Source organism: Nocardia carnea (genome assembly GCF_029869215.1).
Lineage (GTDB): Bacteria > Actinomycetota > Actinomycetes > Mycobacteriales > Mycobacteriaceae > Nocardia > Nocardia carnea_B.
Map to the genome: position 1 here is coordinate 1 of NZ_JARWPM010000257.1, position 22626 is coordinate 22626.

Sequence of the window (22626 nt, forward strand, 5' to 3'; positions counted from 1 at the left end):
CCCCGCCGTGGGGGGGGGGGCCCCCCCCCCCCGGGCGCCGCCCCCCCCCCCCCCCAAACCCCCCCCCCTTATCCCCCCCCCCCCGGCCCGGGGGCCCCCCCCCCCCCCCCCGCCCCCCCCCGGGGCCAGCCCTTCCGCCGAGATACAGGACGCCCCGCCCAGCCGACGCGGCAGGCCGGGAACCGGCATATCGTCGAGCACCAGCACCGCGCCGACAGCGCCGACCTCGCGCTCCGCCCGGGCCCGCCCGGCCGCCGGGTCCACCGGCGCCGCCACCGCACCCACCCGCCATACCGCCATCAGAGCCATCAGCAGCTCAGCGGAATTCGCCATCACGATCGCGACCACACTGCCCGCTCGTACACCCGCGGCCGCCAACTGCGCGGCCGCCGCGTCGACACATGCGGTGAACTCACGATAGGTCCACTCTCGATTCCGGTCTGTCACGCACAGCGCATCATCCGCACGCCGGCGCCAGACCAGATGATCCATGGCTCCCGACACAGCCCTCATCAACTTCCGTAGTCAGCGACAGGCTCAGGCTAACCATCGGCACCCCACCGGGATACGGGCCCGCACACCAGCATCTGCCGAACCCATAGTGCACCGCGCACAAAACCTGGGAAGCGGCTTCTCGCGAGGGGCCACCTGCCGGCGGAAACCACCGGAGGTCACTGTGCCGCACCGAGGTCTGCGCGACGCGGCGCACATTCCGCGAGCACCGCGGCTGCTGCTGCCCGGACGGCGTCGTCGATCCATTCCGGAATCGGTCGTGCCCCGGCGATATTGTCGCGAACCAGCCCGTAGGGAATCGCCTTGACCGCGGCTTCGGCGACCGCGAGCGCGGCGGGTTCGGCGGTGCCGAGATCTCGCCGCACCGCGGCGACGAGGGCCGCGTCGATATCGTCGTTGATATGCACGATGGCGTGCCGTAAGTCCTCGGAACCGATGTGCCGGAGCTGATCGCGGTTGTACATCTTCATGGCCCGCGCTTCGGTGGGGTGGGCGCGGCAGTAACGCGGTATGTGCAGCGCCGCGTCGATCAGTGGATCGGTGCCCGCGAGCGCCTCCAGCAAGCCGCCGTGAAAACGTTTGATCGAGCGATACCACAGGCGGGCCAAAAGCTCGTCCCGGGAGGCGAAACGCAGGTAGATGGAGCCGGTGCGGATACCGGATGCCGCACTGATGTGGGCGATCGTCGGCCTGGTGACGGCGGGATCGGCCAAGACGTCGCGAGCTGCGTCGAGCACCTGGTCGTCGGTGAAGAGGCGAGGTCTTGCCACACCTCACCTTAGCGCCTAGTTTTGAAATATGAATTCAAAAACCATTCCGTGGACAGGGCTGCTCGTCACCGCCATAGGCGCGATTCACACCGCGCTGGGTGCCGTCCAGTGGGCGACGTCGGACGAGCCGATGGAACTGTCCTTCTGGTTCACCGGATTCGGCGTCGTGGCGGTGGCCTATGGGCTCGCACTGATCGATGCCGAACGCATTCGTGGCCGGCTGTCCTGGATGGCGCTGGCCCCACTCATCGCGATCGCGGGGTTCGGGCTCGCCGTGTATCCGCTCTCCGGGTTCACCACGCTGGTCGTTCCGATCGCGACGGGCCTGGCGAGCCGGTTGCGCCGATCGGCGGCCGGGCCAGCGGTACCGATCGCCTGAATCGACACCGATCGACGGGCCCGGCCACACCGATCGTCTCCCCGCACGGGCGCGGAACCGTGCGCGGATATCGCCTACTTCACTGCACCGCGATCAGGCCGAGTGCGGCAACGGCGCCGGCGAGGTAGGCGCCGGGAAAGACGATGTTGTAGTACACCCGGGCCCGGATATGGAAGACGACAGCGCCGACGAAGAAAACAACGAGCGCGGCCGCGGCGGCGATACCCACCGGCCGCGCACCGAGCATCCCGGCCAGCAGCCCTATGGCCCCGGCCAGCTTGGCGGTGGCCAGCCAGGGCAGCCAGGGCCGCGGAACATGCACTTCGGCGGAGTTCGCGAGAACGAACTTCGCACGCGCGAAATCGGCGACCGCCATCCCGGCATTGGCGACGATGACCGAGACGGTCACCACAAGGTAAGTGATCTGCATATGGGCGACACCCTTTCATCGGCGGGCGCGTCCGCCCCGCCGATTCTCGATGGACGGAGGCGACCACAGATCCCATGACAGGTCATGAAGCCTCCCTTCCGCCGGCAACCGGGCGGATCCCGGATTGCTCCCGCGGTAAGACGACGCAGCCCGGGAAAATGTCTGGTCGATATGAGCCATCTCACTCGGATGGCGGTACCGGACATGTCTGCTGCGGGGGTCGCCTCGCCTAAGCGCCCGGCGAGGACGGCGGGCCGGGGGTGTGGCCAGGAATGTCGCGGGTCCGCCGCATGGTGAACAGTGCCGCTGCGGCCTGCTCGGCGAGATCGGCGGCATGGGCCGGTATCTCCCGGCCCGCACCCAGGTATCGCCTGATCATGGCATAGGGCAGATCGATCACCGCGAGAAATATCCGGTCGGCTGCGTCGGGGGAGGTTTCCGCGCAGCCCTCGATCAGCGCGGCCAGCCTGTTGTGCAGTGCGGCGTTCGCTCGGGCGGTAGCGGCGCGGGCCGGCTCGCTCCAGCTCCGTTCGTCCAGTTCGCGCGCACCCGCCAGCAGAACGCGCGCGTCGCGGGGATGGCGCCTGGCCCACTCCAGGCTCACGCGGGCGCCGTGGACGATCGCCTCCCGCGGTTCTCCGCGGCTCAGCGCGGCGAGCAGTTCGCCGTGGAACCTCCGCAGCGCACGACCCCACAGCGCCGCCAGCAGCGCGGGCCGATCCGGGAAACGGTGATACACCGACCCGCTCGGCGCGCCGGCGGCTTTGGCCACTCCCGACATGGTGACAGCGGCCGGCCCGCCGCTCGCGAGGAGATCGGCGGCGGCGTCCAGAAGCCGGTCGGCGTCATATCTCGGCGGCCTTCCCATGTAATGGAGGGTATGCTCTAATACTTTTTAGAGACAAATCTCTATAACGGTGTTGCGGGCCGCTCCACCGGACCCGTCTCGGGTGCGGGCTCGACGCGTCCACGCGCCTCGGGCAGACCGCCACGCCGTGCCACCCGAAACGAAGGACCCGAACCGTGGCCGATATCAACATCCACCGCCGCCACCTGCCCGCATCGGCGAGCGAAGTAGGCGCACTACTCGATACCCTCGCCGGGGAGAACGACGCGCTCTGGCCCACGCACCGCTGGCCCCCGATGCTGTTCGACCGGCCACTCGGCGAGGGCGCGGCAGGCGGGCACGGCCCGATCCGTTATGCCGTGGAGCATTACGTGCCCGGCCGCTGGGTGCGTTTCCGCTTCACCGGCCCCCGCGGCTTCCACGGCTTCCACGAATTCACCGTCCACCCCACCTCCCACGGCACCGAGCTGGTCAACCTGCTCGTCATGGACGCGCGCGGCCCGGCCCGGCTGACCTGGCCCCTGGTTTTCCGGCGGCTGCACGACGCCTGCCTCGAAGACAGCCTGGACCGCGCGGAACAAACCCTCACCGGCGCCGTGGCCCGACCTGCCCGATGGAGCAACCGGGTCCGTCTGCTGCGCCGGCTCGCCGAATACACCGTCGGCCGGAAACCACCGGCCACGCAGCAGGCTTCCGTAGATGTGCGCCCCTCGTCGGTGAACACCGGTCCGAGCTAGCGGCGCAGGGGCGATCCCGGAACGAAGCGTATCGACGACCGGCCGCAGCCCCGGATCGCCTCGGCCGGGCGGGCTCGGTAGAGGAACACGATTCCGGCGTACCGCAGGAGGAGCGGGCGGCCGATAGGGGGTCAGGATCCGATCGTCGCGGGAAGCTGCGCGGGGTCGATCGGGCTACCGTCGACGAACACCGACGGTGTCGACCGGATTCCGCTGTCGAGAACCGCCGAGGTGTGGGCTCGGACGAATTTGCGGTAGGTCCGGTCTGTGACACAGCGGGCGAATGCCGGACCCGAGTAGCCGGCGCCTTCGGCGATGTCGATGATCGTGCTGTCGGGCAGGCCCTCGCCGCCTTCCGCCGGCTGGTGCTCGAACATGGTCTGCAGCCAGCTCGGGTAGCGGGTGGGGTCGGCTTCGGCAGCGCAGTACGAGGCGTTGGCGGCTCGGCTCGAGTACTCGGTGGACGAGGCGCGGTCGAGGAAAGCGATGATGTCGTATTCGGCCGCGACCGTGCCCGCGTTCACCGCATCGGTCAGCAGCGGCCCGTAGCTCGCCTCGAAGCGCCGGCAGGCCGGGCATTGCAGGTCGGCGACTACCCGGACGGTTCGCGCCGCGGACGGTGTGCCGACTCTGATCGCACCGGACGCGGTGATACTCACGGTGATCCCGGCCGGGTCGGTGCCCGGCTGCGCAGCGATGACAGGAGTCGGTCCGGGATCGTCGCGTGCGGATTGCTTGACGGCCACATTGATTCCGATTGCCGCGATGAGCCCGACCAATACGGTGGCCACAGCCACCTGGACCAGGATTCGGCGGGTGCGGTCCTGCCGCTCGACCGCGGCCAGTGTGTTCTTGCGTTTCGTTCGTGTGTTCACCGAGGGCTCCTTGCCTGGACATGGGTGTCGGGTAGATGAGGGTTTGCCGTCCGGGTCGCGGCGTGGCGGCCGGACCGCGTGGTGGACCCGGGCGGCATCCACCACGCGGATAACGTCACCGCGCGGGGGCGAGCGAGACGGAGGATGTGCCGGAGCGCGGGGAGTCCCGTGGTAAGGCGTAGACCACCGCGGCATCGGCATCGATACCACGCCAGAGTTCGACCAGGGTTTCCCGGGCTCGTGCGACCCGGGACCGGATCGTGCCGACCGGGCAATCGGCGGCGTGTGCGGCCTCGGCGTAGGTCAACCCGAGGATCTGGGTCAGCACGAACGCCTCGCGGCGATCCGCGGGCAGATGACGCAGAAAATCGGCGACGACCATCTCCTCGCCCACGTCGGTGTCGTGACGGTCGCGCCGCTGCTCGATCGCTGTTTCCCAGTCCGCACCGCCAGTGGTCCGGGGCCGCGCCGAGGCGGTGCGCAGTCGATCGATCACCGCGCGCCGGGCGATCGACAGCAGCCAGGTACGTGCGGTCGAGCGTCCGGCGAAACGCGGCAAACTGCCCATCGCCCGGAGAAAGGTCTCCTGGGTGAGGTCGTCGGCCGACTGGACATCGGTGAGGTGTGCGACGAAGCGCCACACATCGGCCTGGGTGCACCGGACGAATTCCGCCAGCGCGGTCCGGTCGCCTGCCCCCGCGGCGAGAGCCAGCGCGGTCAGGTGGTCATCCGTGGGCATGAGTGACCACCGGGCGACGGCCGGAAGGCGGCGCCGGATCGGGTGGGAGACAGGCCGAATGCCCGCACCCGGGTAACAGGAAATGCAGATTGTCCATCACAGCAAGCTTCTGATCGGGACGCAGACGTGAACGGCACCGTGATCACGCCGATTCCGTACACGCATTCACCACGCGGGTGCGGCACGGACATCAGGAGGTCACGTCACCGCCGGCGCTGCGCCGGTGACGTATACCCGCCGCGAAGCTCGGAAGCACCGGGCGCCCATGGATTCCGTAGAAGGGGCCCGGCCCGCAGTCACGCCGTTGCGGCAGGTTGGGAAAAGAGGACGCTCTCGTATCCGGGCGGGCCGCGGCGCGCCACTGCATGCCGCAGGAACTCGACCGTCACCGCCGGTTCGTCCGCTGTGTCCACCGGTCGAACCGCCATCGTGGGGCGGGCGGCCGGCAGTCGCAGCAGCAGCGGGACCAGGATGCGGGTGTAGAGAGCCGCGGCGAGCGAGAACGCGACCCGTTCCCCGCACCACAGCCAGACACCGCACACCAGCGCCGCCAGACAGTGCGCCACCAGCATGGCGGGAACGGGTGCCTCGGCCGGGGGGCCGGCGGCCGCGGCGTGGTCCGTGTGCCCGCTGGTGGGATCCGCCGCGAACCACAGGTGCAGGAGGCCCTGACCGGCCAGCAAGCCGACCGTGATCGGGAGAAGTCCGCGTTGCCGGTCGGTGACCGCCCAGGCGAGAGCCGCGACGAACGCGGTGGCGACAGTCAGCGTCGACAGGGAAAGGGTGTGCGCCGAGGTCAGTGTGTGCCCGGAGGCCGACAGCAGAACGCAGATCAGCGCGAAAACCCACGCACGGCACGCCCGGGCGAGCGGCGAGCGGTGCGCGGGACTGGTCATGGTGCCGTCCATCCTCGCACCCCTTCGGCCGGGCGGCCGGGCGGGGCGGGCTCTTGTGCGCACTGCTGCGGCCGGAGCGCGACATTGTGAGTCACACCACGGAACCGGCGACGCCCGGTGCGCGACTACTGCGGGGAGTGGGCCGCCGGCCCGCGATCGGTGAGCCACGGAAGGTGGGTATGCGGCGTGAAGACACAACGGCTTTCGCGGCCGGCGCTGTGCGGACTGCTGCTCGCGGGTACCGCGTTGCTGGGGGCATGCGGCACCTCCGGCTCCGGGGAGTCCGTGAGCGCGGGAGAAATACCGGCCGGATACCCGGTGACCGTGGACAACTGCGGATTCGAGCAGACCTTCGACCGGCCGCCCTCGCGCGTACTGATCCTGCAGGGAGCATCGGTGGGGGAGGCGGAGACGTTCGTCTCGCTCGGGCTCGAGAAGACGATCGCCGCCAATACACAGTTTTACGGTGTCTCCGATATTCCGGGTATGGCCGAGAAAGTCGATGCGCTGCCCAGAGGTGACCTGACCCTGAACGAGGCCGCCGATGTCCCGGCCGAGCAGGTCCTGGCCCTGCGCCCGGACCTGGTCGTATCCACCTGGTCCGGCGGCTTCGATCCCAGGTTCGGCTTCGCGAGCCGGGAGATGCTGCAGCAGGCCGGTATCCGCACGCTGGTGAACCCGGTCAACTGCGCCTACGGCAAGCCGGGGAACGTCACACCGGCCGAGGAGCAGAAGTACCGCACCGGGTCCACCGAGTCCTCGCTCGAGTTCATCGAGTTGATCGGCGAAGTGTTCGGTGTCTCCGACCGTGCCGCCGACCTCACGGGACGACTGCGCGATCGCATCGAAGCGACGAAGTCCGCCGTGGCGGGCCGGGATCCGAAGCAGATGCTGATCGCGTTCCCCGATATGAGTGTGATGAACGCCAACGGCTTGCCGGCGGTGTTCTCCGGAGCCATCTACGACTCCGTCGTGCGCGCCGCCGGGGGCGAACCGAGCTTCCCCGACGGCGGCTGGGATCTCACCGGGAACCTCAGCGCCGAACAACTCGCCGCCGCGCCGGTGGACGTTCTGGTGATCGGCGCGTACCGGCCGGGCGAGGATCTCGACGCGGAGGCCGCGAAGTTGTTCGCCGCGTATCCGCAGTGGAACGCCTCGAAGAACAAGACCTATGTGAAGGTTTCCGATGGCATCTATCTCGGGCCCGCCAATGCCGACGCGATCGACAAAATCGCCCGGGCCGCCCACCCCGACGCCTTCTGACGACGCTCGCACACACTGGAAGAGGTCGGGGCGGCTTCCCTTCGGGGTGGTCCTGGCCGGCGGCACGACCGCGGTCGTGCTGGCCTGTCTGGCCGGTGTCGCGCTCGGGTCGGTGCACGTCCCCGTTCCGGAAGTCTGGGCGACCATCCGCTACCAGGTTCTGGGATCCGGTGCGGCACCGGATGCGTTGCATTCGATGATCGTGTGGCAGTTGCGCGTTCCCCGCGTACTGGCCGCGGTGCTGGTCGGCGCGGTGCTGTCGGTCGCGGGCGCGGTACTGCAGGGGATGGTGCGCAACCCGCTGGCCGACCCGTTCGTCCTCGGGGTGTCCTCCGGCGCTTCGCTGGCCGCGGTCGCGGTCATGTCCTCCGTGTCGGCCCTGTGGATCCGCAATCTGGGCGTTCCGGCCGCGGCGTTTCTCGGTGCGATCGGAGCGCTGCTCTTGGTGCTGTTGTTCGCCCAGCATCAGGGTGAGTTCACCGGTCCGCGTATCGTTCTGGCCGGAGTGGCGGTCGGGCAGGTGGCCGCGGCCGCGACGAGCCTGATCCAGCTCAGTTCCGAACCCGCGGAGATCCGGGGCATCCTGTTCTGGATGATGGGCAGCGTCGCCGGCGCCGAACTCGATGCGCTGGCCGTGCCCGCGGTCCTGGCCACGGTGTGCCTGGGCTGGTTGCTGGTGCAGGGACATGGCCTCAATGCGCTGTCCATGGGAGACGACGATGCCGTGGCGCTCGGCGTCGACGTGAACCGGCTGCGGATCCAGCTCATCGTGATCGTCGCGGTGCTCACCGGACTGGCGGTGAGCGTCGCGGGCGGAGTCGGTTTCGTGGGGCTGATCATTGCCCATATCGCCCGGTTCGCGGCGGGTTCGGACTATCGGCGGCTGCTTCCCGTGGCCGCGGTGCTGGGGGCGGCGTTCCTCGTACTCATCGATCTCGCCGCGCGGGCGGTCGACCCGCCCAACGAATATCCGCTGACCATTTTCACCGCCGCCCTGGGCGGGCCGTTCTTCCTGTGGTTGCTCCAGCGCAGCAGGTCCGGAGGTGCCGTATGACCGGTAACGGAAAGGCGGAATCGCCGGGCGCCTCGGTGGAAGTGACCGGGTTGCGAGTGGATATCGACGGTACGACCGTTCTCGACGCCGTCGGTCTGACCGCGCCGCCGGGCCGGATCACCGCGCTGGTGGGCCCCAACGGTTCCGGGAAGTCCACGCTTTTGCGAGCGGTCTACCGGGCGTGCAAACCGGCAGCCGGGGTGGCGCTGATCGATGGCCGCGATGTCTGGCGCTCGCCCGTCAAGGCGATGGCGCGGACCCGGGCGGTGGTCACCCAGCATCAAGGGGCGGCCGCCGATTTCACGGTCGGGGAGATCGTGGCGATGGGGCGGTCCCCGCACAAGAAGTACTTGCAGCTGGATTCACGCCGCGACCGGGAGATCGTGCTGGCGGCCATGCGGCGGGTGGGTGTCGATATTTTCGCCGACCGGCCGTTCACCGGGCTGTCGGGCGGGGAGCGGCAACGGGTCTTGCTGGCGCGGGCGCTGGCCCAGCAGGCGCCGGTGATCCTGCTCGACGAGCCGACCAATCATCTCGATATCCGTGCCCAGCTCGCGCTGCTGCGGCTGCTCCGGGAGCTGGACGCCACGATCGTGCTGGCAGTGCACGATATCGGCCAGGCGCTGGCCTACGCCGACCACGTTGTGGTCCTCGCGGCCGGCCGGGTCGCCGCCGCCGGGGACCCGGCGACGACGCTCACCCCGGAGCTGCTGCTCGATGTCTTCGGGGTGCGGGCACATGTGCTGACCAATCCGCTCACCGGACGGCCGCATGTGGTGCTGGGCCTGCCGGACGACATCGCTCGGTGCCCAGAGGAAAGCGATTGCTGAACTCGGGACCGGTGAGCTGCGGCACAGTCCTTCCGCGTTCCGCCGGGAACCACGGGCCGGGTGGGGCCGACTGCTCTGGTGAGCCGGCAACGGACCTGGGTCCGGACGTCGCGTCACTGCCCGCGGGGGCGCAATGCCGTGACCGCGCAACCGGACAGGAGGACGTATGAGGATCGAGACCCGGACCGAGGACGGTCGTGGTATCGAAGTGCACGAGTTTTCGTCGGTGGCGGTCACTGCGGATGAGGTGGCGATACTTCGGCGGCATGTGTACCACGACAAGATCGTCGTTCTCAAACGACAGGCGCTCGATATCGCGGAGTTCGTGGCGCTCGGCTCGGCTTTCGGTACCCCGGTCGCCTATTACGAGCCCATGTACCACCATCCCCGCAGCGAATACGTTTTCGTCTCCTCGAACATCGACCGCGGCACCGGTCGGGTGGGCGTACCGAAAACCGGCGCGTTCTGGCATGCGGACTATCAGTTCATGCCGGAACCGTTCGCGGTGACCTGCTTCTATCCGCAGCGCCTACCGGCCGCCGGCCGCGGCACCTACTTCATCGATATGGCTCGGGCGTATCAGCGCCTGAGTCCGGGATTGCGCACTGCGATCGAGAACACCTACTGCCTGCACAGTGCGCGCCGCTACGTCAAGATCCGGCCGGAAGACGTGTTCCGCCCACTGGGCGAGGTGATCGCGGAGGTCGAACAACGGACACCGCCACAGCGCCGGCCGACTGTGCTCCGGCATCCGGTCACCGGCGAGCGCCTGCTCTATCTCTCCGAGGCGTTCACCTACGCGATCGAGGATGCCGGGGGCCGGGCCTTGCCGGGCACCCTGCTGTCGGATCTGCTGGCCGAATCGGGGCAGCTCGACGACAGCTACACCCACCCCAATATCTTCCTCCAGCCCTATGAGCCCGGTGATCTCGTGCTCTGGGACAACCGCGCGCTCATCCACCGCGCCCTGCACAACCCGGGTAACGAGCCCACCGAGTCCTACCGGGTGACCGTACTCGACGAATTTCCACTCACCGGTGAGGAAGCCGCATGACCGCCACCGATTCAGCACCCGCCGTCGCCGTCTCCGACGCGACAGCCGACGATATCGCGCTGCTGACCCGGGCCATGCGCCCGTACGCACGCACGGACACGGTCTATCTGAAGCGCGCGCATGCCGCCCGGCGCGGCGAATCGGTGGTCGGCGTGGGCGAATTCGCGATCGACCGGAGCTGCTATATCGCGGACACCGGGCATTTCAACGCGGTCGAGTTCACTATCTCCTACAACCAGTTGTTCTACTACACCATGGCAGTCGCCATTCGTGATCGGCTCATCCCCGAGCTGGCGGACTGGTCGATGGACGACTACTGGGCCAGGCAATTACCGTCTGTCCTGATCAGCCGGTTCGGCAGCCGGTACCGCCGGCCCATCGACTCCCGCTGGTACACTGCGGAACTCACCGTCCGCGAGGTGTCGTTCCGCAACCGGTCGCGGCCGCTGTACGCGCTGCGAACCGGTGTGGAATTCGCCGACGCCGCCGGCGGCAGCGCTGTCGGTGATATCGAGATCGTGCTGGTGGACCCGCCCGGGCATCCGGCGGCCGGTTCGGCCCGATGAGCGGCCCGCACACTCTGGTGACGGCGTTGGCGCACAACGCCGCTACCAGAGCACAGCACCCAGCCCTCATCGACTCGACCGGTGTGGTGGACTTCGCCGAACTGGAAGCCCGCTCGGCGGCCGTCGCACGGGCGCTCGGGTCGGCGGGGGTCGGCGTGGGTGATCGCGTGCTGTATCTGGCGCAGGATTCGACCGCGGTCTACGAGCTGCTGTTCGGCTGTGCCCGCGTCGGGGCGGTCCTCGTACCCGTGAACCGGCGGCTGGCCGCCGCGGAGATCGGCTACATCCTCGAACACAGCGGAATCCGGCTCGCGGTCACCGATATCCCCGACCGGCTCGGCGCGTATCCCGCTCCGGTAGTGGAGCCCGCGGGCTATGCGCAGTGGCGGGACGGGGCACTCGGGGCCGGCGCGGACCCGTTCCCGGCGACCGCCGATACCCCGATCGTGCAGATGTACACCAGCGGCACGACGGGACGGCCGAAAGGCGTGGTGCTGGCGCACCGGACGTTCTTCGCGGTCCGGTCGCTGCTCGACGCGGCCGGACTGGACTGGATCGATTGGCGCGATGAGGACGTGAGCCTGGCCGCGCTCCCGTCTTTCCATATCGGGGGCATGTGGTGGGCCACCCAAGGCTTGAATTCCGGTGTCTGCACGGTCGTGCTGCCCGCCTTCACCGCGGCAGCCGCTGTCGCCGCTGTCCGCGAGCACGGAGTCACCACTTCCTGTTTCGTCCCCGCGATGCTGCTGCTCATGCTGACCGAGCCGGGCACCGGCCCGGCGGATTTCGCGTCGCTGCGCAAAATCGTCTACGGCGGATCGCCGATCGGCCCCGATCTGCTCACCCGTGCGGTGGACGCGTTCGGATGCGAGTTCGCCCAGATCTACGGGCTCACCGAGACCGGCAATACCGCGATCTGCCTGCCACCGGCCGATCACCGGCCGGGCAGGGGGCTGCTGCATGCGGCCGGGCGGCCGTACCCGGGTGTCGGCGTACAGATCCGGCGGCCCGACGGGATGCTTGCCGCGCCGGGGGAATCCGGTGAGGTGCTGCTGCGCAGCCCGGCGCAGATGCTGGAATACTTCGCCGATCCGGCGGCCACCGCTGCCACCGTGACAGCGGACGGATGGGTGCGTACCGGTGACGCCGGATATCTCGACCACGAGGGATATCTCGTGATCCGCGACCGGGTCGGGGACCTGATCATCGTCGCGGGCGAGAACGTCTACCCGGCGGAGGTGGAGAAGGTCATCGGCGCACACCCGGATGTGCACGATTGCGCGGTGGTCGGCGCACCGGACGACCGCTGGGGCGAACGGGTGCACGCCTTCGTGGTCGCCCGGCCCGGCACCGGACTCACCACCCGTGGCCTGGTGCGGTTTCTGACCGGCCGGCTGGCGGGGTTCAAGGTGCCCTCGGGCTACGACTTCGTCGAGGCGATCCCGCGCAATCCCAGCGGCAAGATCATGCGACGCGAACTGCGTGAACGGTTCTGGGCCGACCGTGATCGGCGCGTCAACTGAGGCGCCGTGCCGCGAGTCGCGGACGGCCGCGCCGCGGCGGCCGGCCCGGTACACCAGGTGAGAAAGGACGGACCGGATGGCGTTGACCCGGCAGCAAGTGATCGACGATCTCGTGGAGGTGTTGTTCGTGGAGCCGGCCGAACTGGCCGCCGACACCGATCTGGCGGATCTCGGACTGGATTCACTACGGCTCACCACCCTGATCGAGCGCTGGCGTGCGGCCGGCCTCCGGATAGGGTTCGCCGAACTGGCCGAAGAACCGGTGCTCGGCGCGTGGTTCCCGCGGTTGGGCCTGTGACCGTGCCGCCGGGGTGGTCGCTCACCGCGGCGCAACGCGGGATAGCCGACGCCCTGCACCTGTGGCCACAGCGGCGCGGGTTCGCCTTGGCCGAGTACCTGACGGTACGGGGGCCGGTCGACCCGCACCTGTGGGCCGCCGCTGTCCGCTGCATGATCACCGATACCGAAGCACAACGTATCCGGCTGGTACACACCGATTCCGGGCCGCGACAGGTTATCGATCCGGCGGACCGGGTGCCGGTGACAGTCGTCGACCTCGCCGCGGAACCTGCCCCGGAGGACGCGGCGCGGGCGCGTATGGAGGCCGACCTGCGGCAGCCGTGTGATCCCTACGCCGGGGTCACTACCGCCCATCTGGTCCTGATCACCGGTCCGGGAATACTGCTCTGGTACCACCGGGCCCACCATGTGGCCCTCGACGGCTACGGTTTCGCCCAGTGCGCCCGCCGCGTCGCCGAACACTATCGGGCGCTGCGCGGTGGCCCCCCGGTGCCGCCCCCGGACCGCGGACTCGTCGAGGTGATCGCCGAGGACCTGGCCTATACCGAATCGGCACGGTGCGCCGCCGACGGCGCATATTGGCGATCGGTCCTGCCACATCGCAGCGCGCCTACTCCGTCAGCCGGACCGCTGCGTTCCGCCCCCGAACCGATACGGACCCGGCGTGCGCTGTCGCAGTGGCGGCCACCGGCGGGCGCCCGATACGGCGCGGGTGAGTCGATACTGGCCGCGGTCGCGATCCACCTCGGCCGCCATCTCGCCGAAGGCGAGATAGTGCTCGGTGTGCCGATGATGAACCGGCTCGGGTCGGTCGCCGCCACGGTACCCACCATGGTGCTCAACGCGGTCGCCGTGCCGGTGCGCATCGAGCCGGCCGAGACCGTGACCGAACTGGCGGTGAAGATCGGGCAGTCGTTGCGCGCCGCCCGCAGGCATTCGCGATACCGGCACGAACGGCTGCGTGCCGAACTCGGGCTGATCGGCGCCGGCCGCAGTCTGCTCGGGCCGATCGTCAACATCATGCCCTTCGATTACGAACTCGGCCTGCCCGGTATCGCGACGACGGCCCGGAACCTGAGCGCCGGACCGGTCGAGGATCTGTCGATCAATGTGTACCTGCGCGGCGGCGACGCGGAACTGATCGTCGATGCCAACCCAGGGCGCTACAACCCTGCGCAACTCGACGCCCATGCCGATGCTGTGGTGCGGATGATCGGGGCGGTCGCGGCGGAAGCGGGGCAGCAGGTCGCCGATCTCGGAATCGACTACGTACCGTTACAGTTCCCCGCGAACGCACACCCGGATCCTCCGCTGGAGCTGTTCGTGCGGCACGTCCGATCCGCCCCGGACGCCCCGGCCCTGATCGACGGCGACCAGGTCACGACGCGCGGTGAACTGCTGACCGCCGCGCTGGCCCGGGCCCGCGTCTTGACCGCGCACGGTGTGAAACCCGGCGATCTGGTCGCCGTCGTCCCGGGTGGCGAACCCGACGATATCGTCACCGTGCTGAGCATCGCGATCGCGGGAGCGGCGCACGCCGCACTGGATCTCACGCTTCCGGTCGACCGACTACGCGAGCTGGTCACCGCGCTCGAACCGGCGGTGCTGGTGCACGACGGGCGATTCGCCGCACTGGTGGCCGATATGGCGCCCGGGATCTCCGCTGTCGTTCTGCCACCGGAAAGTGTTCCTGCGCAACAATTCACCGCCGTGGCGCTGCCGCCCGGCGCGGGCTATGCGGTGCTCACGTCGGGCTCGACGGGCCGGCCCAAGGCCGTCCGAGTCGGCGGCGGAGCTCTGGCGGTCTTCGTCGGCGCCGCGATCCGGCGCTACCGGTGGGGACCGCAGGACCGAGTGGTGCAGTTCGGGCCGCTACACGCCGATACCAGTGTCGAGGAGATCTTCGTGACTTTGGCGGCGGGCGGTGCACTGGTGGCCACCCGCGCCGCCGACCGCAGCTCCCCGGCCGCCCTGCTTGCACTGGCGGGCCGCACCGGCGCCACCGTCCTGGATCTGCCCACCGCGATCTGGCACGAACTGGCGGTGGCGGTGGGGGCGGGGACGCTCACCGTCCCGCCGTCGGTGCGCCTCGTGGTGATCGGCGGCGAGGAAGCGTCACCGGAACTGGTATCGCGCTGGCACGCCCGCGGTGGACCGCCGCTGCACAACAGCTACGGCCCCAGCGAGGCGGCGATCGCCTGCGTGAGCGCCGAACTCGTGCCGGGTTCGGTGCCACCGGTCCCGCTGGGCGCGCTCTTCCCCGGTACCGGTGCCGCGCTGGCGGTGGACCGACTCGCCGCCGGCCCGGACTCCCGGTGCGGGCTGCTGCACCTCTACGGGCCGGCGCTGGCCGAGGGCTATCTGCCGCCGGGCGGCGGATTCCGCGAGATCACGGTCGCCGGCACCGTGGTGCGCGCCTTCGGCACCGGCGACCGCGTCCGGGTACTCGACAACGGCACACTGGAATTCGTCGAGCGGGTCGACGGCACGGTGAAGGTCGGCGGGCAACGGGTCGGTGTGCGCGCGATCGAAGACCTGCTGCGCCGCGAGCCGGGCGTACGGGACGCCATGATCACCCGGTACGGCGAATTCGCCCTGCACGCACTGGTCACCGTGACCGCGACCCGGCCCCCGGATTGGTGCGCCGCGGTCCGGCGTCGGCTGGCCGAGCGGCTGCCCCCGGCCTGGGTTCCGGCGCGCGTACGCGTGGTCGAGCAACTACCGCGTACCCGCAACCTGAAGGCGGACCGGTCCGCGAGTGCGGCGGACGACCAAGCGCCGGGCGCTACCGCCGCACAGGTGCTGGCAATATTCGCCGAGATCCTGGGCCGCGACGATTTGACCGCGGACGACGATTTCTTCGCAGCGGGCGGTACCAGTATGCAGACCATCGCTGTGGCGAACCGGCTCACCGTAGCGCTGGGAGCCCCCGTGGAAGTCGACGACGTACTCGCCCGGCCCACCGCGGCGGCACTGGCCGCGCCGATGGGCGACGATCGTCACAACGGTCCGGTCCTCGCTGCCGAACTCGCCTCTCTGCGGGCAGATCTCGCCGCCGAAAGTGCCGCTCTCCGGGTGGAACTCGCTGGTGCGTGTAGCGAGCCGTGGGCGGAGCAAGCCGGTGTACGCGCCGCCGGGTGGGCGGTCGGCGCCGGTGAACGCGCCACCTTCCGGGGGAATCGTACCGGTGCACGCGCGTCTCATCGGGCGGGTTTCGCCGGCGATCGGCACGGGTCGCCGGTGGATTCCTCTGGTGCACAGGGTCTTAGGCGGAAGAGCCCCACCGCCGCAGCACCCGCATCCACTGGCCCGGTGCTGCTGACCGGCGCAACCGGGTTCCTCGGTGCCTATCTGCTCGCCGAACTCTTGAACACCACGCAGGACGACGTGGTGGTGCCGGTACGCGCCGCCGGTTGCGAGCACGCCCGCCAACGGCTGCGTGCCGCGTGCACGGCCGTCGTCGATCCGGATACCTTCGATACCGCCTGGGAATCGGGACGCGTGCGCGTGGTCACCCTGCCGCTCGCCGAATTCGCCGCGAGCCCGGCCGCGTCTGCGCCGCCGAGCCGGATCGTGCACAGCGCGGCCGAGATCAGCGCGGTCCGGGCCTACAGTGCCCTACGGTCGGCCAACGTGGAGTCCACCGCCGCGCTGGTGCGTCTGGCGTACCGGACCGGGGCCGCACTCACCGTGGTATCCACCGCCACCGCCGCCGGCCCGCGCGGGGGACTGGGCGAACCGTCCACGCTGCCCACCGGTTACGCGCAGAGCAAATCGGTCGCCGAACACCTGCTCGCGACGGCCGCCGAGGAATTCGGTGTTGCGGCCACGATCGCCCGCCCGGGCCGGATTCTGCCGCATCCGGCGGATTCTCGTGGTGCGCGCGGGGATTTCCTGCACGAGTTGGTCGCGGCCGCGGAGTCCGTCGGGGCGGTGCCGCGGACCACGCTGCGCGAACCGATGGTTCGCGCCGACGACGTCGCCCGTCTCGTGATCGCTTCGCCGCCACCCGGTCGCTCGCCGCGCATTCTCGATCTGTCCGGGCCGGAGCCGGTCGCTATCGCCGAGGTGCTCGGCGCGGTGACCACGGCGGAATCCGTTCCCTTGGACCGCTGGCGGGAGCTGGTCGCAGCCTCCGGTGTGCTGCCCGTGCCGCGCCGGAGCGCGGTGCTCCGCTGGTGCGATATCCAGCTCGCCGGCTTCGATCGGGACTGGGCGTCCGACTATGCGGCCGTCCTTCCCGCGCGCAGCGTCGCCGAAGTAGTCGAGCTGCTGGGTTTGCGTAGAGAATGAGCCTTCCGGTTCGCGTTCGCGTCACCCCGGTCGCGGGGCCGGTTCCGGTGCGAAGGCGAGGATACGGTCGGTCAGATCGGGCGCCGGCGGGCCCTGGGCGAGGCGGGTGCGCCGGGCCAGTTCCGCCGACTCCGCCGACCATCGGCGGCACGCCGGACACTGTAGGAGGTGCTCGTCGAGCCTGGCTGCCGGCACCTGCCCGGCTTCGCCGTCGAGCCGAGCGGACAGCGATTCCCGTGCCACCGAGCATTCCACGCGCCGATTCTCGCACTACGGGACCACCTGCTGTCGCCGGGATCACGCGAGTGGCGCGGAACCATGCGCTGCCGTCATCCGACTGCTCGATCGTGCCGAACCCATCGATCATCCGTCCGTTGCCCGGGCCGTGCCGATTCTGCGGAACGGCGCGGTGATGCCGATGCCACCGGGCACCCTCGCGGCCGGGCACCGCAACCGTATCCGCCTCGCCGTCGGCGGCATGACCTGCGCGGCCTGCGCCGCCCGGGTGGAGCGCAGGCTCAACAAGATCGACGGCGTCACCGCGGCCGTCAACTACGCGACCGGTACCGCGACCGTCGATGCCGGCCCGGTGATCACTGCTGCCCGGCTGTGCGACGAGGTCGCCGCCGCCGGTTACTCCGCCGAACCGATCCCACCGGAGCGTCCCGCTTTCGCCGATACGGGTGCCGAGGACACGGAGGTCACGAATCTGCGGCGGCGGTTGTTCGTCGCCCTGCTGGCCTTCTTCCCACTGGCCGATCTGTCGGTGATGTTCGCGTTCATCCCGAGTACTCGTTTCGGCGGCTGGCAGCTGCTGCTCACCGGCCTGGCGCTTCCGGTGGTGCTGTGGGCGGCCGCACCGTTCCACCGGCGTGCACTCGCCAACGCCCGGCATCGCGCGGCGAGCATGGACACACTCGTTTCCGTCGGTGTGCTCACCGCGACACTGTGGTCACTGCACACCATGTACCTGAGCCCGGCCCGCACCGAAACCCCGGACGGCGTCTGGGCGGCGATCTGGTCCAGCGATTCGATCTATCTCGAGGTGGCCGCGGGGATCACCACGTTCGTCCTGGCGGGGCGCTATTTCGAGGCCAAGGCCAAACGCGCCGCGGGCGGCGCGTTGCGGGCACTGGCCGCATTGGCGGCCCACGAGGTCACCGTCCTGACCCGGGACGGGCGTGAGATCACGGTGCCGGTCGCCGAACTGAGTACGGGCCAGCGGTTTCTCGTCCGGCCTGGAGAGACCGTCGCCGCCGACGGCACGGTGATCGGCGGAGCCACCAGCCTGGACGCCGGTGCGATGACCGGCGAGTCGATACCGGTCGAGATCGCCGTGGGTGACCGGGTGACCGGCGGCACCGTATCGCTCACCGGGCGCATTGTCGTGGAGGCGACGGCGGTCGGCCCGGATACCGCACTGTCGGCGATGATCCGCCTGGTCGACGAGGCGCAACAGGGCAAGGCACGGATGCAGCGCATCGCGGACCGGGTATCCGCGATCTTCGTCCCCTTCGTTTTCGTGATCGCCGCCCTCACCTTCGCGGCATGGCTGCTGCTCGGCCACGGGGCCGATACGGCGGGCGCCGCGGCGATCGCGGTGCTGGTGGTCGCCTGCCCGTGCGCACTCGGCCTGGCCATCCCGACCGCATTGATGGTGGCCTCGGGCCGCGGCGCCCGGGCAGGGATATTCATCAAGGGTCACCGGGCGCTCGAGGCGACCCGGGATGTGGACGTGGTCGTGTTCGACAAGACCGGAACCGTCACCAACGGGTCGATGCGCGTTGTCGGCGTCACCGCCGAGGGAATCGGCGAGGCGGAGGTGTTGCGACTGGCCGGTGCAGTGGAAGCCGCGTCGGAGCACGCTGTCGCGGCGGCGGTGGCACAGGCCGCGCGGCGGGCGGGGGAGCTCCCGGATGCCGAAGCGTTCGAGATACTTCCGGGGCTCGGCGCTCGTGGGCGCGTCGAAGGCCGGGACATCCTGGTCGGGCGTGGCCGGCTGATGGCCGAATTCGGCTGTGTGCCACCGGCGTCCTTGGCCGCGGAACTCGACGGACATGCCCGGGCGGGGCGCACAGCGGTGTTCGTCGCAGTGGACGAGACCGTTGTGGCCGTGCTCGCGGTCGCCGACACGGTCAAGGAGTCGGCGGCCGCCGCCGTGGCCCGGCTGCACCGGCTGGGCCTGCGAACCGTCATGCTGACCGGAGACAACACCTTCGCCGCGCAGTCGGTCGCCGACGAGGTCGGCATCGGCGCGGTGTACGGCGAGCTGCTGCCGCAGGACAAGGTGGCCCGGATCGCGCAGTTGCGGGCGGCCGGGCACCGGGTGGCCATGGTCGGTGACGGCATCAACGACGGGGCCGCGCTGGCCACGGCGGATCTGGGGCTGGCGATAGGCACCGGCACCGACGTCGCCCTCGCGGCCGCCGACGTGATTCTGGTGCGGCCCGACCTGCACACTGTGCCCGACGCCGTCGAACTGGCGCACGCCACCCTGCGCACCATCCGGGTGAACCTGCTGTGGGCCTTCGGCTACAACGTGGTCGCGATCCCGGTCGCGGCGCTGGGCTGGCTCAACCCGCTGATCGCCGGGGCGGCCATGGCGTTCTCCTCGTTCTTCGTGGTCACCAACAGCTTGCGGTTGCGCCGGGACCGGACGAGCGGGAACGGCCGCCGGGCCGTCGAGTCATCCGCGTGAGCGCGCCAGCTCCGCCAGCATCGCGTTGTAGGCCTCGAGGTCGGAATCGCCGTAGGTATCGTCCTTCCGGTCGGTACGTACGGCGGTCCGCCGATCCTGGGTGACCCACTGGGTCAGCAGTGCGCCGACCACGATCAATACCGGAACCTCGCCGGCCACCCAGGCGATACCACCGCCGGCATGCTGATCCGCCAGCAGATCGATACCCCACGACAGTTGCAAGTTCGTGTAGAACCGGTCGCCGATCACCGACGTGCTCGACATGACGACAACACCGAAGAAGGCGTGGAACGGCATGATCGCGAACAACATACCGAGCCGGCCCAGATGCGGGAGCCGGCGCGGGCCCGGATCGATACCGATGACGGCCCAATAGAACAGATAGCCGACGATCAGGAAATGCACGTTCATCAGCACGTGCCCCCAGTGATAGCCGATCAGCTCCTCGAACAGCGAGGTGAAGTACAACCCGTAGAGCGTCACCACGAACACGGGAATGGAAAAGCCCGGATGCGCCAGCACAGCGCTCAGCCGGGAATGCACCACCTCGAGCAACCCCTCACGCAGACCGCGCAATTCGCCACGGCCGGCGGCCGGCACCGCCCGGAGCAGCAAGGTCATCGGCGCCCCCAGGATCAGCAGCACCGGGACGACCATGTTCAACGCCATATGGGTGATCATGTGCAGGCTGAACATCGCGTATCCGTACGCGCCGATACCCGACGAGGTCGCCACGAGCAGACTCAGGCAACCCAGGATCCACGAAAGGGTGCGTCGCGCCGACCAGGTGTCACCCCGGCGACGTAACCGCACGACACCCACTGCGTAGAGGACGATCCCGGCCAGCGCCGCGGTGCCGAGGACGATATCGAACCGCCAGAAGGTGAGCAACCGCCACGCGGTCGGCGGATCCACGATATCGAAGCCGATGAACGCCTCGTGCGCGGTGAACCGGCGTTGCTCGAATGCGGGCGCCGGGCGTACTCCCGCAGTGGCCGCACCCGCCACCGCGACCAGTGCCGCGGCCCCGGCCACGGTGAACAGCGCCGCGGCCCGCGCCCGCCTCCGGCCGGCCTGCCACACCAGTACGGCGGCCAGGCCGCCGAAGGCCGCCGACCCGAGTACGAGGCGCCCGTAGCCGGTGGTCAGCAGTTGATCCGGCGGCACCAGCAGTGCGATCAGCAGCCCGCCGGTGAGCGTGGCCACCGACAGACACGCTCCGGTCAGTAGCCGGGTCCGCCGGATCACGGTGTTCCGGTGAGCACCCCCGCGCCGCAGATGCGCACCGGCACACCAGAGCAGTCCGCAGCAGACCGAGAGTGCCGGCTGCCACAGCACTACCGCCCCGGTCGCGTGGTCGTGGCCGGGACCTTCGCCGGCATTGCCCACGAGTACCGGCGGCAGTATGCCGATCGTGGCGAACAACAGCGCCGTCGCCGCACCGAGCCAGGACAGCGACAATCGGGCGATCAGCACGACCGCGGTGGCGAAGAGCGCCACCACAACCCATGCCTTGGGTTTATCGCTCGCTTCCAGCAGGGGGACCAGGGTGCCGTCGCGTAACAACGCCACAGTTGTCGAACCGCCGATATCCGCCGCCGTGACCGGGACCAGGACGACCGCCGCCACCGCCCATGCGGTGGCGGCGCGTTCGACGACCCGGAGTCCCGCGTACCCGTCCACGCCGACCCGTCCGCGGCCGGTGGTCGCGGTGCAGCACACGGTGTACGCCAGCGCGCCCAGCGTGACGGCGCCGGCCATCATGGCGAGCACCCGCAGCACGGTGTAGCAGATCGCCTGGGCAAGGCCCGGGAACGCGGTCCCTGCCGCGGTATAGGGCATTTCTCCGGCCGCTATCGCAGCCCCGGCCGCCGCAGCCACCGAGAACACCACCGTGCCGAACCACACTGTCCGCGCCGAGATCATCTCGAGGTCCATCCTGTCTGTCCCGACATCCGCCACCGATCGGTAGTCGGATGGATCGGGCGGACGGTTCCGCGATCGGTGCGGATGTGGTGCGGCTCTCGGCCCTGCCGCTAGTCTTTCCAACCGCTCGAATCGATGATCTCGTCCCAGGTCGGATACGACACCTCCGGATGTCGCTGTCGAACGAGTTCGGTTGCGAGGCTGGAGGGGAACGCTTTACGCGGATCCGCGAGGACTTGGTTTTCCATGATGGTGGTCAGGGCGCGGGTGCCGCCGAGGCGAGGATAGGCAGTGTGCACGAGGTCGGCGTAGCCGGGCGGCAGGTCGGCGGGACCGCCGCTGATATCGATGCCGATACCTTCCACCGCTATCCAGATCTCCGCGGGACGACGACGACGGTAGACAGGCGAGGCGCTGAATCCGGACGTGTGGGCGGCGATGGCGTCCCATACGGTCTCGACTCTGCTGTCGGTGATTCCGTTGCGTTCCAGGAATTCGGCCGCGAAGTCTGCGCTGTCCACTTCGAATCGCTGATGGCCGTTGGCCATATCGCCCAGAGCGATGTCGTGCAGGGCGCAGATGAGGTAAATGATCTCGTCGTCGTAATCGGCGCCCGCACGTAGGCCGTGGGCACCGGCGACGGCCCGGGCGAACAGGTACCCGCGCAGACTGTGGTTGCGCACAGCCGGGGCGACCGCGGTGTCGAGCAGCTCGCGGGCTGCCTTCGATACCGGCGTGGCCGGGAAGATCAGTGTGCCGGGTTGTGCGGACGCGGGCGTGCGCGGCAGCGCGAGAGCGGCGGCGGCCGACGCGGCGGCACCGAGAGCTGTGCGACGTGGGAATTCCATGGAGACTCCGATCGAGAAGGATGAGACGTCATCGCGGAGATGACCGCTGGCGAACTGTCGCGGAACACTGTGATCGGCAATCGGT

General features: G+C 69.6%; 21 protein-coding genes. 11 read left to right on the top strand and 10 right to left on the bottom strand.

Going from position 1 to position 22626, the window contains the following annotated elements; genetic code table 11:
- On the bottom strand, positions 1-513 hold a 513-nt coding region (locus QH276_RS18045; RefSeq protein WP_280406821.1), incomplete at its 3' end, for an AMP-binding protein.
- A 158-nt stretch (positions 514-671) separates the two neighbouring features.
- Positions 672-1283, bottom strand: a complete 612-nt coding sequence (locus QH276_RS18050; RefSeq protein ID WP_280399501.1) for a TetR/AcrR family transcriptional regulator — start codon at positions 1281-1283, stop codon at positions 672-674.
- Between the two features lie 28 nt (positions 1284-1311).
- Between QH276_RS18050 and QH276_RS18055 the strand changes: the two genes are divergently transcribed.
- Positions 1312-1662 (top strand): DUF6463 family protein, encoded by a 351-nt coding sequence (locus tag QH276_RS18055; protein ID WP_280399502.1) that lies wholly within the window; start codon positions 1312-1314, stop codon positions 1660-1662.
- Positions 1663-1741: 79 nt separating this feature from the next.
- On the opposite strand, the gene QH276_RS18060 is transcribed toward QH276_RS18055, so the two are convergent.
- Both QH276_RS18060 and QH276_RS18065 read right to left on the bottom strand, forming a co-directional pair.
- Positions 1742-2092 carry a DoxX family protein gene (locus tag QH276_RS18060; protein ID WP_280399503.1) on the bottom strand — a complete coding sequence of 117 codons (351 nt, stop codon included), beginning with the start codon at positions 2090-2092 and terminating at the stop codon, positions 1742-1744.
- 229 nt (positions 2093-2321) lie between these two features.
- Complete coding sequence (locus QH276_RS18065) at positions 2322-2960, bottom strand: TetR/AcrR family transcriptional regulator (protein WP_280399504.1); 639 nt, start codon at positions 2958-2960, stop codon at positions 2322-2324.
- A 155-nt stretch (positions 2961-3115) separates the two neighbouring features.
- Here QH276_RS18065 and QH276_RS18070 point away from each other — a divergent pair, with 155 nt between their 5' ends.
- Positions 3116-3676, top strand: a complete 561-nt coding sequence (locus QH276_RS18070) for an SRPBCC family protein (protein ID WP_280399505.1) — start codon at positions 3116-3118, stop codon at positions 3674-3676.
- Between the two features lie 131 nt (positions 3677-3807).
- Here the strand turns inward: QH276_RS18070 and QH276_RS18075 are convergent, their stop codons facing one another.
- The 3 genes from QH276_RS18075 to QH276_RS18085 form a co-directional block, all read right to left on the bottom strand.
- Positions 3808-4551, bottom strand: a complete 744-nt coding sequence (locus tag QH276_RS18075) for a DsbA family protein (protein WP_280399506.1) — start codon at positions 4549-4551, stop codon at positions 3808-3810.
- A gap of 115 nt (positions 4552-4666) precedes the next feature.
- Positions 4667-5290, bottom strand: coding sequence for a sigma-70 family RNA polymerase sigma factor (locus tag QH276_RS18080; RefSeq protein ID WP_280399507.1), 624 nt, complete (start codon positions 5288-5290; stop codon positions 4667-4669).
- Between the two features lie 296 nt (positions 5291-5586).
- A complete protein-coding gene (locus QH276_RS18085; protein WP_280399508.1) occupies positions 5587-6186 on the bottom strand; it encodes a hypothetical protein in 600 nt (199 codons plus the stop codon).
- A gap of 186 nt (positions 6187-6372) precedes the next feature.
- Here QH276_RS18085 and QH276_RS18090 point away from each other — a divergent pair, with 186 nt between their 5' ends.
- From QH276_RS18090 to QH276_RS18125, 8 genes are all read left to right on the top strand, one after another.
- Positions 6373-7449, top strand: coding sequence for an ABC transporter substrate-binding protein (locus QH276_RS18090; protein WP_280399509.1), 1077 nt, complete (start codon positions 6373-6375; stop codon positions 7447-7449).
- Positions 7450-7525: 76 nt separating this feature from the next.
- Entirely contained in the window at positions 7526-8503 is a 978-nt protein-coding gene (locus tag QH276_RS18095) for a FecCD family ABC transporter permease (protein ID WP_280399510.1), read from the top strand.
- A complete protein-coding gene (locus tag QH276_RS18100) occupies positions 8500-9333 on the top strand; it encodes an ABC transporter ATP-binding protein (RefSeq protein WP_280399511.1) in 834 nt (277 codons plus the stop codon). Before QH276_RS18095 ends, QH276_RS18100 begins: the two co-directional genes overlap by 4 nt.
- Before the next feature lie 166 nt (positions 9334-9499).
- A complete protein-coding gene (scoE, locus tag QH276_RS18105) occupies positions 9500-10387 on the top strand; it encodes a (3R)-3-[(carboxymethyl)amino]fatty acid oxygenase/decarboxylase (RefSeq protein ID WP_280399512.1) in 888 nt (295 codons plus the stop codon).
- Positions 10384-10953, top strand: coding sequence for an FcoT family thioesterase (locus QH276_RS18110; RefSeq protein ID WP_280399513.1), 570 nt, complete (start codon positions 10384-10386; stop codon positions 10951-10953). The genes scoE and QH276_RS18110 overlap by 4 nt, the downstream gene beginning before the upstream one ends.
- A complete protein-coding gene (locus QH276_RS18115) occupies positions 10950-12476 on the top strand; it encodes an AMP-binding protein (protein ID WP_280399514.1) in 1527 nt (508 codons plus the stop codon). The genes QH276_RS18110 and QH276_RS18115 overlap by 4 nt, the downstream gene beginning before the upstream one ends.
- Before the next feature lie 76 nt (positions 12477-12552).
- Positions 12553-12774: a phosphopantetheine-binding protein gene (locus tag QH276_RS18120; protein WP_280399515.1), complete on the top strand. Its 222-nt coding sequence runs from the start codon at positions 12553-12555 to the stop codon at positions 12772-12774.
- A complete protein-coding gene (locus tag QH276_RS18125) occupies positions 12771-17069 on the top strand; it encodes an AMP-binding protein (protein WP_280399516.1) in 4299 nt (1432 codons plus the stop codon). Before QH276_RS18120 ends, QH276_RS18125 begins: the two co-directional genes overlap by 4 nt.
- A gap of 21 nt (positions 17070-17090) precedes the next feature.
- On the opposite strand, the gene QH276_RS35545 is transcribed toward QH276_RS18125, so the two are convergent.
- Positions 17091-17312 (bottom strand): zf-HC2 domain-containing protein, encoded by a 222-nt coding sequence (locus QH276_RS35545; RefSeq protein ID WP_432278651.1) that lies wholly within the window; start codon positions 17310-17312, stop codon positions 17091-17093.
- A gap of 175 nt (positions 17313-17487) precedes the next feature.
- Here QH276_RS35545 and QH276_RS18135 point away from each other — a divergent pair, with 175 nt between their 5' ends.
- Positions 17488-19767, top strand: a complete 2280-nt coding sequence (locus QH276_RS18135; RefSeq protein ID WP_280406822.1) for a heavy metal translocating P-type ATPase — start codon at positions 17488-17490, stop codon at positions 19765-19767.
- Here the strand turns inward: QH276_RS18135 and QH276_RS18140 are convergent.
- Together QH276_RS18140 and QH276_RS18145 are read right to left on the bottom strand one after the other, a co-directional pair.
- Positions 19756-21705, bottom strand: a complete 1950-nt coding sequence (locus QH276_RS18140; protein WP_280406823.1) for a cytochrome c oxidase assembly protein — start codon at positions 21703-21705, stop codon at positions 19756-19758. The genes QH276_RS18135 and QH276_RS18140 overlap by 12 nt on opposite strands.
- Before the next feature lie 98 nt (positions 21706-21803).
- Positions 21804-22541, bottom strand: coding sequence for an HD domain-containing protein (locus tag QH276_RS18145; RefSeq protein WP_280402902.1), 738 nt, complete (start codon positions 22539-22541; stop codon positions 21804-21806).
- Positions 22542-22626: the final 85 nt, after the last annotated feature.

Coding starts and splice junctions, on each gene's coding strand:
- QH276_RS18055 (WP_280399502.1), top strand. CDS start 1,312: ATGAATTCAAAAACCATTCCGTGGACAGGGCTGCTCGTCACCGCCATA.
- QH276_RS18060 (WP_280399503.1), bottom strand. CDS start 2,092: ATGCAGATCACTTACCTTGTGGTGACCGTCTCGGTCATCGTCGCCAAT.
- QH276_RS18065 (WP_280399504.1), bottom strand. CDS start 2,960: ATGGGAAGGCCGCCGAGATATGACGCCGACCGGCTTCTGGACGCCGCC.
- QH276_RS18080 (WP_280399507.1), bottom strand. CDS start 5,290: ATGCCCACGGATGACCACCTGACCGCGCTGGCTCTCGCCGCGGGGGCA.
- QH276_RS18085 (WP_280399508.1), bottom strand. CDS start 6,186: ATGACCAGTCCCGCGCACCGCTCGCCGCTCGCCCGGGCGTGCCGTGCG.
- QH276_RS18100 (WP_280399511.1), top strand. CDS start 8,500: ATGACCGGTAACGGAAAGGCGGAATCGCCGGGCGCCTCGGTGGAAGTG.
- scoE (WP_280399512.1), top strand. CDS start 9,500: ATGAGGATCGAGACCCGGACCGAGGACGGTCGTGGTATCGAAGTGCAC.
- QH276_RS18110 (WP_280399513.1), top strand. CDS start 10,384: ATGACCGCCACCGATTCAGCACCCGCCGTCGCCGTCTCCGACGCGACA.
- QH276_RS18115 (WP_280399514.1), top strand. CDS start 10,950: ATGAGCGGCCCGCACACTCTGGTGACGGCGTTGGCGCACAACGCCGCT.
- QH276_RS18120 (WP_280399515.1), top strand. CDS start 12,553: ATGGCGTTGACCCGGCAGCAAGTGATCGACGATCTCGTGGAGGTGTTG.
- QH276_RS18135 (WP_280406822.1), top strand. CDS start 17,488: ATGCCACCGGGCACCCTCGCGGCCGGGCACCGCAACCGTATCCGCCTC.
- QH276_RS18140 (WP_280406823.1), bottom strand. CDS start 21,705: ATGGACCTCGAGATGATCTCGGCGCGGACAGTGTGGTTCGGCACGGTG.
- QH276_RS18145 (WP_280402902.1), bottom strand. CDS start 22,541: ATGGAATTCCCACGTCGCACAGCTCTCGGTGCCGCCGCGTCGGCCGCC.